Below are 11,589 nucleotides of genomic sequence, written 5' to 3' on the forward strand. Positions count from 1 at the left end.
ACAGTGGATAAGTTTAGTGTTTTTTAGTTATCCACATTTATTTTCTCCTCAAAAAAACCGGCACTCAATTGAGTAACCGGTCACTTGGAAGATATTACAACATACCGATGTGGTTCTTTTCCTTCAGAAGTTGTAATGATATTTTGATGATTAGATAATGCTTGGTGAATAATTTTTCGTTCGAAAGAAGGCATTGGTTCTAGAACAACTCTTTTTTTCGTACTCACTACTTGTTTTGCTAATCGATAGGAAAGAGATTCTAACGTATTTTTTCTTTTACTACGATAGTTTTCAGCATCCAGTGTAATACCAATATATTGCTTTGTATTACGGTTCGCAACAAGTTTTGTTAAATATTGTAAAGAATTCAACGTATTCCCTCTTTTACCAATTAAAACACCAATATTTTCACCAGAAATTGTAAATTCAACTTCGCGTCCTTTTACAATTTTTCTAATCTCAACTTCCACACCCATATTTTGAATAACATTTTTTAAATATTCTTCACATTCTTGGATTGGATCTTTTTTCAATACAACTTCTACAACAGCGGGGCGATTACCAAATAAACCCAGGAACCCCCTCTTACCCTCATCGATAATATTTATATCTACTCGATCTTTCGAAGCATTTAATTGTCTTAAAGCATCTTGTACTGCCAGCTCGACTGTTTGTCCTTTAGCAGTAATCATACTCACTTGCTTGATCCTCCTGCCTTACTAGCCTTAATTTCAGGCCCTTTGATCATATACATTTGAGCGATACCAAAGATATTACCAACTACCCAGTACAATGATAGTGCTGCTGGGAAGTTAATTGCAAAGACTAAAATCATAATTGGCATAAGCCAAATCATCATTGCCATTTGCGGATTTTGTCCAGCCGTTCCTGCCATTGCAAGCTTTTGCTGAATAAACGTCGTAATAGCTGCAACAATTGGAAGGATATAGAACGGATCCGCCTGTCCTAAATCGAACCATAAAAATGTATGTTCACTAATTGCTGTTGTTCTCATAATCGCATGATAAAACGCGAATAAAATAGGCATCTGAACAAATATTGGTAAACATCCTGCTAATGGGTTTACACCATTCTTTTGATATAACTGCATCATTTCTTGTTGTAGTTTTTGCTGTGTTGCTTGATCTTTAGAACTATATTTCTCTTTTAATTTCACCATTTCTGGTTGTAACGCCTGCATTGCTTTCGTACTCTTCGTTTGTTTAATCATTAATGGTAATAATGCAAAACGAATGATAAGAGTTGTAACAACGATTGCTAAACCGTAATTACTACCAAATAATTCTGCAAAATACGTGATTAACTGAGAAAGCGGGTATACGAAATATTCATTCCAAATCCCAGTGCTTTTCGGTGTAATCGGTTGATTTGTTTCACTACAGCCGGTAGCAATTGCCATTAGCATAATAACCATGGCTAATAAACCTATTTTCTTTTTCAAAGCCTGCTCCTCCTTGTTTCGGTATGTATATAGTGTAATTCATTTCCTTACGCTACTTTTTTATTCTTTTCATACCAGAGCGTTTAAAGACATGAATTAAGCTTTTCTTTAACTCTTCATATGTCATCTCTGCACAAGGCTTCCTTGCTATTATAACAAAATCTTTTCCAGAATCTATCTCATCTTTTAATTCTATAATCGATTGGCGAATCATACGCTTAATTCGATTACGCACTACTGCATTTCCTATTTTCTTACTAACAGAAAGACCAATGCGAAAATGCGGCTGTTTTTCTTTATCTAATTTGTATACAACAAACTGGCGATTGGCATTCGATTGTCCTTTTTGGAAAACAGCCTGGAATTCATCATTCTTTTTTATACGATTTTTTTTCTTCATATCATTTGACACTCCTGTATTTCATCAGCGGAAACTCATTATTATTAGAAAAAAAGACCACTGAACGATCAGTGGTCTACGCAGATAATACTTTTCTTCCTTTACGACGACGAGCTGCTAGCACTTTACGTCCGTTTGCTGTGCTCATACGGCTGCGGAAACCATGTACTTTGCTGCGCTTACGTTTATTTGGTTGGTAAGTTCTTTTCATTATATGACACCTCCCTGAGGAATATCTGTTAAAGACAGTCTAATAAATTATAGTAAATCAAATAGGAAAATGTCAATGGTTCTCGAAATTTTCATCAAATATTCATTTTTAACCTATTCACAAACTTTTTCACAGTACCTATATTTCCTTGTGGATAAATATATTTTCTCTTTTTTGTATCCACAAACTCTTTTTTTACTTTTACACAGTATATCGTATTGTGGACAAGTTTATTCCACAAGGTATTGATTTTGTGGATAACTTTCTTAAATTCATTGCTATAGCTGCTTTTTTTTGATATTATAGTTGTGTTTTCACTTTGAATAAGTTTTCCACACCTTTATTTTATCCACAATTTGTGTATAACATGTGGATAGTTTAAATCACATGTGAGTAAATAGTTGTCCACATGTGTTATTTTGTCGAAAACTCTATCTCGGATACTAACGACGTTTTTATATTTTAAAATACGTTTCGTATAAATATGCATTAGAAGTATTTACAGGTTGTACAATTGTTGCACAACCTTATTCTTTTACCATCTTTGTAAAGGAGGGACACCTTTGGAAAATATCTCTGATTTATGGAATAGTGCCTTAAAAGAATTAGAAAAAAAGGTAAGCAAGCCAAGTTATGAAACCTGGTTAAAATCAACAACTGCTCATAACTTAAAAAAAGATGTATTAACTATTACAGCTCCAAATGAATTCGCTCGTGACTGGCTAGAATCTCATTATTCGGAACTAATCTCCGAAACACTTTATGATTTAACAGGGGCAAAACTAGCTATTCGTTTTATCATTCCCCAAAGTCAGGCAGAAGAGGATATAGATCTCCCTTCTGTTAAGCAAAAACACGCACATGATGAGTCTAATCACTTACCACAGAGTATGTTAAACCCAAAATATACATTTGATACATTTGTTATTGGCTCTGGTAATCGTTTTGCACATGCTGCTTCTTTAGCTGTAGCTGAAGCACCAGCTAAAGCCTATAATCCGCTCTTTATTTACGGGGGCGTTGGACTTGGAAAAACACATTTAATGCACGCAATTGGGCATTATGTAATTGAACACAACCCAAATGCAAAAGTTGTATATTTATCATCTGAAAAATTTACAAATGAATTTATTAATTCAATTCGTGATAATAAAGCTGTCGATTTTCGTAATAAATATCGTAATGTAGATGTCTTATTGATAGATGATATTCAATTTCTTGCTGGAAAAGAACAAACACAGGAAGAGTTTTTCCATACATTTAATGCGTTACATGAAGAAAGTAAACAAATTGTGATTTCAAGCGATAGACCACCAAAAGAAATCCCAACTTTAGAAGATCGCCTTCGTTCTCGCTTTGAATGGGGGTTAATTACGGACATTACGCCACCAGATTTAGAAACTAGAATCGCAATTTTACGTAAAAAAGCAAAAGCAGAAGGTCTTGATATACCAAATGAAGTTATGCTTTATATCGCAAATCAAATCGATTCAAATATTCGTGAACTAGAGGGTGCACTTATTCGAGTTGTAGCTTATTCATCTTTAATTAATAAAGATATGAATGCTGATTTAGCGGCTGAAGCGCTTAAAAATATTATTCCAAACTCTATACCTAGAATTATTTCTATTTCTGATATTCAAAAGGCTGTTGGGGGCGTCTATCAAGTAAAATTAGAAGATTTCAAAGCAAAAAAACGGACAAAATCCGTTGCATTCCCTCGCCAAATTGCGATGTATTTATCACGTGAACTTACGGACTCATCTTTGCCAAAAATAGGTGAAGAATTTGGTGGCCGCGATCATACAACAGTAATCCATGCTCACGAAAAAATTTCGAAGCTATTAAAAACGGATACTCAATTACAAAAACACGTTGAAGAAGTTAAGGATATTTTAAAATAGTAGTAGCTGAATAGTGTGAATAACTTAGCTTATTTTACGCACAGTCTATCCACATGTAGATAGACTGTTTTTACATCTTTAAACAGGGTTATCCACATATCCACAAGCCCTAGTACTATTACTACTACTTTTATATCTTTATTAAATAAATAAAATCTTATACTTACCGGAGGTTTTTCGTTATGCGTTTTACAATACAAAAAGACTATCTTGTAAGAAGTGTACAAGATGTAATGAAGGCAGTTTCTTCTCGTACAACAATTCCAATTCTTACAGGGATTAAAGTTGTAGCAACTGAAGAAGGAGTTACTTTAACAGGTAGTGATGCAGACATCTCTATCGAATCATTTATCCCAGTCGAAGATGCTGGAAAAGAAATTGTGGAAATTGAACAAGCAGGAAGTATTATTTTACAAGCAAAATATTTTAGTGAGATCGTAAAAAAATTACCTAAAGAAACTGTCGAAATTTCTGTGGAAAATCATTTTATGACAAAAATAAAATCTGGAAAATCAGAGTTCAACTTAAATGGTTTAGATGCTGCTGAATATCCGTTATTACCACAAATCGAAGAACATCATGTATTTAAGATTCCAACAGATTTACTAAAGCACATGATTCGTCAAACAGTATTTGCAGTTTCAAGTTCTGAAACAAGACCGATCTTGACAGGTGTAAACTGGAAGGTATATAACAGCGAGCTAACTTGTATTGCAACAGATAGTCACAGACTAGCACTTCGTAAAGCAAAAATCGAAGGGTATAATATTGCCGATGAATTTCAAGCGAATGTCGTTATTCCTGGTAAGAGCTTAAGTGAATTAAGTAAAATTCTAGATGAATCTGAAGAAATGGTAGATATCGTTATTACGGAGTATCAAGTATTATTCCGTACAAAACATTTATTATTCTTCTCAAGATTATTAGAAGGAAATTATCCAGATACAACGCGTTTAATTCCAGCTGAAAGTAAAACTGATATATTTGTAAATACAAAAGAATTTTTACAAGCGATTGATCGTGCGTCGCTGTTAGCAAGAGATGGTCGTAACAACGTTGTTAAATTATCGACATTAGAACAACAGATGTTAGAGATTTCTTCGAATGCACCAGAAATCGGAAAAGTAGTAGAAGAGGTTCAATGTGAAAATGTAGATGGCGAAGAATTAAAAATATCTTTTAGTGCAAAATATATGATGGACGCATTAAAGGCTTTAGACAGTACAGAAATTAAAGTTAGTTTTACTGGAGCGATGAGACCGTTTTTAATTCGCACAGTAAATGATAATTCCATTATCCAATTAATTTTACCAGTCCGTACTTACTAAGTAAGGATTAAGGGTTGCTAGTGTAAAGGTACTAGTGACCCTTATTTGATTTGTGGGGTATTACTTTCCTAATGCTAGTTTATTTAGTACAATGAAAGAATGAACACTTTCAGAAAGTGAGCGATTTTATGAAACTTATTAAGATTTCAACAGAATACATTACACTAGGACAATTTTTAAAGTTAGCTGATGTAATTGATACAGGTGGCGCTGTGAAATGGTTCTTACAAGAATATGAAGTATACGTGAATCAAGAACTTGAAAATAGAAGAGGCCGAAAGTTATATGCAAATGATATTGTTGAAATTCCGGGAAGCGGAACTTTCCAAGTTCAGGCATAAAGGGGGATCCCTTTGTTTATTACAGAAATACAATTAAAAAACTATCGCAATTATGAGCATTTAGAGCTTTCCTTTGAGGATAAAGTCAATGTAATTATTGGTGAAAATGCGCAAGGGAAAACGAATCTGATGGAAGCTATTTATGTATTGGCGATGGCGAAATCTCATAGAACTTCGAACGATCGTGAACTCATTCGTTGGGATGAGGATTATGGTAATATAAAAGGTAGATTACAAAGGCGAAATAGTTCAGTATCCTTAGAATTAAATATTTCAAAAAAAGGTAAAAAGGCAAAGTTAAATCAGTTAGAACAACAAAAATTGAGCCAGTATATTGGTGAAATGAATGTTGTTATGTTTGCCCCAGAAGATTTAAATCTTGTAAAAGGAAGCCCTCAAGTACGAAGACGCTTTTTGGATATGGAACTTGGACAAATAGCTCCGGTCTATTTGTATGAATTAAGTCAATATCAAAAGGTACTCACGCAACGAAATCATTTACTTAAGAAGATGCAAGGGAATAGTAAAAATGAGGAAACTATGTTGGATGTATTTACACTTCAACTTATTGAGCATGGTGCAAAAATTTTGCGAAAACGTTTTGAGTTTTTGCATTTACTACAAGAATGGGCTGCTCCAATTCATCGCGGAATTAGCAGGGGATTAGAGGAGTTAGAAATCGTTTATAAACCAAGTGTAGATGTATCAGAATCAATGGATTTGTCGAAAATAAAAGAAGTATACTATGAAAGTTTTCAATCTGTGAAACAACGTGAAATTTTTCGGGGTACAACTTTACTTGGTCCTCATCGTGATGATTTACAATTCTTCGTTAATAGTAAAAATGTTCAAGTCTTTGGTTCACAAGGACAACAACGAACAACCGCACTATCCCTAAAATTGGCTGAAATTGAATTGATATACTCAGAGGTTAAGGAATATCCAATTCTTTTACTAGATGATGTGTTATCAGAATTAGATGATTATCGTCAATCGCATCTGCTAAATACAATTCAAGGAAAAGTACAAACCTTTGTGACAACGACGAGTGTCGAGGGAATTGAACATGAAACATTGAAAGAAGCGAAAACAATTCATGTAACGAACGGCACGGTAGATTGTGAAATAGACAGAAAATAATTTCTGTTTAAATGGAAAAGTAGGTGATCTTTGTGTCAATGGAACAAAAGCAAATACAGGAAAATGCATATGATGAAAGTCAGATTCAGGTGTTAGAAGGACTGGAGGCAGTTCGAAAGCGTCCTGGTATGTATATCGGTTCTACAAGTGGAAAAGGTCTTCATCACCTCGTGTGGGAAATTGTTGATAACAGTATTGATGAAGCTTTAGCAGGATATTGTGATGAAATTAATGTCAGTATTGAAGAAGATAATAGTATTGTTGTAACAGATGATGGTCGTGGTATCCCTGTTGGTATACAAGAAAAAATGGGACGTCCTGCTGTAGAAGTTATTATGACGGTACTCCATGCCGGTGGTAAATTTGGCGGTGGTGGTTATAAAGTTTCTGGTGGTTTGCATGGTGTAGGTGCATCTGTTGTAAATGCTTTATCAACAGAATTAGAGGTATTTGTACATCGAGATGGAAAAATACACTATCAAAAATATGAACGTGGGGTCCCGGCTGCGGATTTAAAAGTAATAGGTGAAACTGATCGTACAGGAACGATCACACGCTTTAAGCCAGATTCAGAAATTTTTACAGAGACGACAGAATACGAATTTGATACATTAGCGACTCGTATGCGTGAGTTGGCGTTTTTAAATCGTAATATTAAATTAACAATTGAAGATAAGCGTGAACATAAGCAAAAGAAAGAATTCCATTATGAAGGTGGAATTAAATCATATGTTGAACATTTAAATCGTTCAAAACAACCGATTCATGAGGAACCTGTATATGTTGATGGTTCAAAAGATGGGATTCAGGTTGAGGTTGCTCTTCAATATAACGAAGGCTATACAAATCATATTTATTCATTTACAAATAATATTCATACGTATGAAGGCGGTACACATGAGGTAGGTTTTAAGACTGCTCTAACACGTGTAATTAACGATTATGGTCGTAAAAATAATATTTTAAAAGATGCGGATAGTAATTTAACTGGTGAGGATGTTCGTGAAGGCTTAACAGCAATCGTGTCAATTAAGCATCCAAATCCACAATTTGAAGGACAAACAAAGACGAAACTTGGAAATAGTGAAGCGAGAACGATTACAGAGTCTGTATTCTCAGAGGCGTTTGAAAAGTTCTTACTAGAAAATCCCAATGTTGCACGTAAAATTATAGATAAAGGGACTATGGCAGCACGTGCACGTGTAGCGGCTAAAAAGGCTCGTGAACTAACGCGCCGAAAGAGTGCTCTAGAAGTTTCAAGTTTACCAGGGAAGCTAGCTGATTGTTCTTCTAAAGATCCAGCAATTAGCGAAATTTATATCGTGGAGGGTGACTCTGCGGGCGGATCTGCAAAACAAGGACGCGATCGTCATTTTCAAGCGATTTTACCACTGAAGGGTAAAATTATTAACGTTGAAAAGGCACGTTTAGATAAGATTTTATCAAATGATGAAGTTCGTACAATTATTACAGCAATCGGTACAAATATTGGTGGGGATTTTGCTATTGAAAAAGCTCGCTATCATAAAGTTATTATTATGACAGATGCCGATGTTGATGGTGCACATATTCGTACCCTATTATTAACGTTCTTCTATCGTTATATGCGCCAAATCATTGAGTGTGGATATATATATATCGCACAGCCACCGTTGTTTAAAATACAACAAGGTAAAAAAATTCAATATGCTTATAACAATAAAGAACTTGAAAAAATACTAGCTGAATTACCAGCTCAACCTAAGCCTGGGATTCAGCGTTATAAAGGTCTAGGGGAAATGAATCCAACTCAGCTGTGGGAGACGACAATGGACCCAGAAGTACGTTCGTTACTTCAAGTTTCCCTTCAAGATGCAATTGAAGCGGATGAAACATTTGAAATTTTGATGGGTGATAAAGTAGAGCCACGTCGTAACTTTATCCAAGAAAATGCAAAATACGTGAAAAACCTTGATATTTAAGTGAGTAATGACAGGAATCTAAGTATTCCTGTCTTCTACATATAAATCAATGTATGTGTAACGGAAATGTAAGAGGAGGTGCTCGTTGATGTCAGACAATCAACAACAAGCACGAATTCGAGAAATTAATATTAGTCATGAAATGCGTACCTCATTTTTAGATTACGCAATGAGTGTTATCGTGTCTCGTGCATTACCAGATGTTCGTGATGGATTAAAACCAGTTCATCGTAGGGTTTTATATGCGATGAATGATTTAGGAATTACAGCTGATAAAGCATATAAGAAGTCGGCGCGTATTGTCGGCGAAGTAATTGGTAAGTATCACCCGCATGGTGATTCAGCTGTTTATGAAACAATGGTACGTATGGCACAAGATTTTAGTCAACGTTACATGCTTGTTGATGGACATGGTAATTTCGGTTCTGTTGATGGAGATTCAGCGGCAGCAATGCGTTATACAGAAGCAAGAATGTCTAAGATTTCTATGGAATTAATACGCGATATTACAAAGAATACAATTGATTATCAAGATAACTACGATGGTTCTGAAAGAGAGCCAGTTGTATTACCAGCGCGTTTCCCTAACTTATTAGTCAATGGTACGACGGGTATTGCGGTTGGTATGGCAACAAACATTCCACCGCATCAACTTGGAGAAGTAATTGATGGTGTGTTGGCATTAAGTCATAACCCTGATATCACTATCGCGGAATTAATGGAATATATTCCTGGACCAGACTTCCCAACTTCAGGTTTAATCTTAGGGCGAAGTGGAATTCGAAGAGCTTACGAAACAGGTCGCGGTTCTATTATACTTCGTGCTAAAGTTGAAATTGAAGAGAGAGCAAATGGTAAACAAACTATTATCGTAACAGAACTACCTTATCAAGTTAATAAGGCGCGATTAATTGAAAAAATCGCAGAACTAGTTCGTGATAAGAAAATTGAAGGTATTACAGATTTACGTGATGAATCAGATCGAAATGGTATGCGTATTGTTATGGAAGTACGTCGTGATGCCAATGCCAATGTACTATTAAATAATCTATATAAACATACAGCACTCCAAACAAGCTTCGGTATTAATATGTTGTCTCTTGTAAATGGAGAGCCACAAGTCTTAAATTTAAAACAAAATCTATATTATTATTTAGAGCATCAAAAGGTAGTGATTCGTAGACGTACTGCTTATGAATTAGAGAAAGCAGAAGCGCGTGCTCATATTTTAGAAGGCTTACGAATTGCTTTAGATCATCTTGATGAAGTTATTACTTTAATCCGTAGTTCAAAAACAGCTGATATTGCAAAACAAGGTTTAATGGAACGTTTCGGCTTAAGTGAGAAACAAGCGCAAGCGATTTTAGATATGCGTTTGCAACGTTTAACTGGATTAGAACGCGAAAAAATCGAACAAGAATATCAAGATTTAATGAAGATAATTGCAGAGTTAAAAGCAATTTTAGCAGACGAAGAAAAAGTTCTTGAAATTATTCGCGAGGAATTAGCTGAAGTAAAAGAGCGTTTTAATGATAAGAGAAGAACAGAAATTACAATTGGCGGTATGGAAGCTATAGAGGATGAAGATTTAATCCCAGAACAAAATATCGCAATTACACTTACTCATAATGGTTATATTAAGAGGTTACCGGCTTCTACGTACAAAACACAGAACCGTGGGGGACGTGGTGTACAAGGAATGGGTACGAATGATGATGACTTTGTCGAACATTTATTAACAACGTCTACTCATGATCATATTTTATTCTTCACAAACAAGGGTAAAGTATACCGTACAAAAGGATATGAAATTCCAGAGTATAGTCGTACAGCAAAAGGTATACCGATTATTAATCTATTAGGGGTAGATAAGGGCGAGTGGATCAACGCTATTATTCCAATTCGTGAATTTGGTGACGACCAGTTCTTATTCTTTACAACGAAACAAGGTATCTCTAAGAGAACACCACTTTCATCATTTGCCAATATACGTACAAATGGTTTAATTGCAATTTCTCTTCGTGAAGAGGATGAATTAATCTCTGTACGCTTAACATCTGGTGATAAGGATATTATTGTTGGGACAAGTAACGGTATGTTAATTCGTTTCAATGAGCAAGATGTGCGTTCAATGGGACGTAATGCGGCTGGTGTAAAAGCAATTACATTAGGTGATGAAGATCAAGTTGTAGGTATGGAAATTGTCGAAGAGGATGTAAATGTTCTAATTGTAACGAAAAATGGTTATGGAAAGCGTACACCGATTGATGAATACCGCCTGCAAAGTCGTGGTGGTAAAGGTCTGAAGACTTGTAATATTACAGATAAAAACGGTAAGTTAGTAGCGGTTAAGTCTGTAACAGGCGAAGAAGACATTATGTTAATTACAGCAGCAGGCGTTATTATTCGTATGCCGGTTAATCAAATCTCTCAAATGGGACGTAATACACAAGGTGTTCGTCTAATTCGATTAGAAGATGAGCAAGAGGTAGCGACAGTAGCAAAAGCGCAAAAAGATGAAGAAGAAGAATCTAATGAAGAGGATTCTTCTGAAGAGTAAGAGTGGGGATTTCTCCCCCCTCTTATTTTTTTATAATAATACTTGCATAGCAATAGGAAAGTGTATATAATAGGAAAAGTCAGCAAATGAGAGATACAAGTTATCGAAAAAAACTTGTTGACGAAAATAATATACTATGATATATTATGAAAGTCGCTAAAACGCGATGTTGAACTTTGAAAACTAAACGAAACAAACAACGTGAAACGTCAATTTTTATTTTTAGATGCTAGACAAACTAACTTTATTGGAGAGTTTGATCCTGGCTCAGGATGAACGCTG

10 protein-coding genes are annotated in these 11,589 nt (G+C 35.1%); 6 read left to right on the plus strand and 4 right to left on the minus strand.

Annotated elements, in window-relative coordinates; translation table 11 throughout:
* Positions 1-80: 80 nt before the first annotated feature.
* The 4 genes from jag to rpmH form a co-directional block, all read right to left on the minus strand.
* Positions 81-698, minus strand: a complete 618-nt coding sequence (gene jag, locus SB773_RS15515) for an RNA-binding cell elongation regulator Jag/EloR (protein ID WP_002166368.1) — start codon at positions 696-698, stop codon at positions 81-83.
* Positions 695-1,462: a YidC family membrane integrase SpoIIIJ gene (gene spoIIIJ, locus SB773_RS15520; protein WP_002089960.1), complete on the minus strand. Its 768-nt coding sequence runs from the start codon at positions 1,460-1,462 to the stop codon at positions 695-697. The genes jag and spoIIIJ overlap by 4 nt, the downstream gene beginning before the upstream one ends.
* Positions 1,463-1,514: 52 nt before the next feature.
* Positions 1,515-1,862 carry a ribonuclease P protein component gene (rnpA, locus tag SB773_RS15525; RefSeq protein ID WP_002089963.1) on the minus strand — a complete coding sequence of 116 codons (348 nt, stop codon included), beginning with the start codon at positions 1,860-1,862 and terminating at the stop codon, positions 1,515-1,517.
* A 76-nt stretch (positions 1,863-1,938) separates the two neighbouring features.
* Positions 1,939-2,073, minus strand: coding sequence for a 50S ribosomal protein L34 (gene rpmH / locus SB773_RS15530; RefSeq protein WP_000831901.1), 135 nt, complete (start codon positions 2,071-2,073; stop codon positions 1,939-1,941).
* Positions 2,074-2,636: 563 nt separating this feature from the next.
* Between rpmH and dnaA the strand changes: the two genes are divergently transcribed.
* The 6 genes from dnaA to gyrA all read left to right on the plus strand — a co-directional run bounded on the left by dnaA (position 2,637) and on the right by gyrA (position 11,307).
* Positions 2,637-3,977 carry a chromosomal replication initiator protein DnaA gene (gene dnaA, locus SB773_RS15535; protein ID WP_002016481.1) on the plus strand — a complete coding sequence of 447 codons (1,341 nt, stop codon included), beginning with the start codon at positions 2,637-2,639 and terminating at the stop codon, positions 3,975-3,977.
* A 182-nt stretch (positions 3,978-4,159) separates the two neighbouring features.
* Positions 4,160-5,305, plus strand: coding sequence for a DNA polymerase III subunit beta (gene dnaN / locus SB773_RS15540; protein ID WP_044438326.1), 1,146 nt, complete (start codon positions 4,160-4,162; stop codon positions 5,303-5,305).
* A 128-nt stretch (positions 5,306-5,433) separates the two neighbouring features.
* Complete coding sequence (gene yaaA, locus SB773_RS15545; RefSeq protein ID WP_002016484.1) at positions 5,434-5,646, plus strand: S4 domain-containing protein YaaA; 213 nt, start codon at positions 5,434-5,436, stop codon at positions 5,644-5,646.
* 12 nt (positions 5,647-5,658) lie between these two features.
* Complete coding sequence (gene recF / locus SB773_RS15550; RefSeq protein ID WP_002016486.1) at positions 5,659-6,786, plus strand: DNA replication/repair protein RecF; 1,128 nt, start codon at positions 5,659-5,661, stop codon at positions 6,784-6,786.
* A 38-nt stretch (positions 6,787-6,824) separates the two neighbouring features.
* Entirely contained in the window at positions 6,825-8,747 is a 1,923-nt protein-coding gene (gene gyrB, locus SB773_RS15555; protein ID WP_410590760.1) for a DNA topoisomerase (ATP-hydrolyzing) subunit B, read from the plus strand.
* An 88-nt stretch (positions 8,748-8,835) separates the two neighbouring features.
* A complete protein-coding gene (gene gyrA, locus SB773_RS15560; RefSeq protein WP_410590762.1) occupies positions 8,836-11,307 on the plus strand; it encodes a DNA gyrase subunit A in 2,472 nt (823 codons plus the stop codon).
* Positions 11,308-11,589: the final 282 nt, after the last annotated feature.

The organism is Bacillus sp. SIMBA_074 (assembly GCF_046534555.1).
Lineage (GTDB): Bacteria > Bacillota > Bacilli > Bacillales > Bacillaceae_G > Bacillus_A > Bacillus_A mycoides.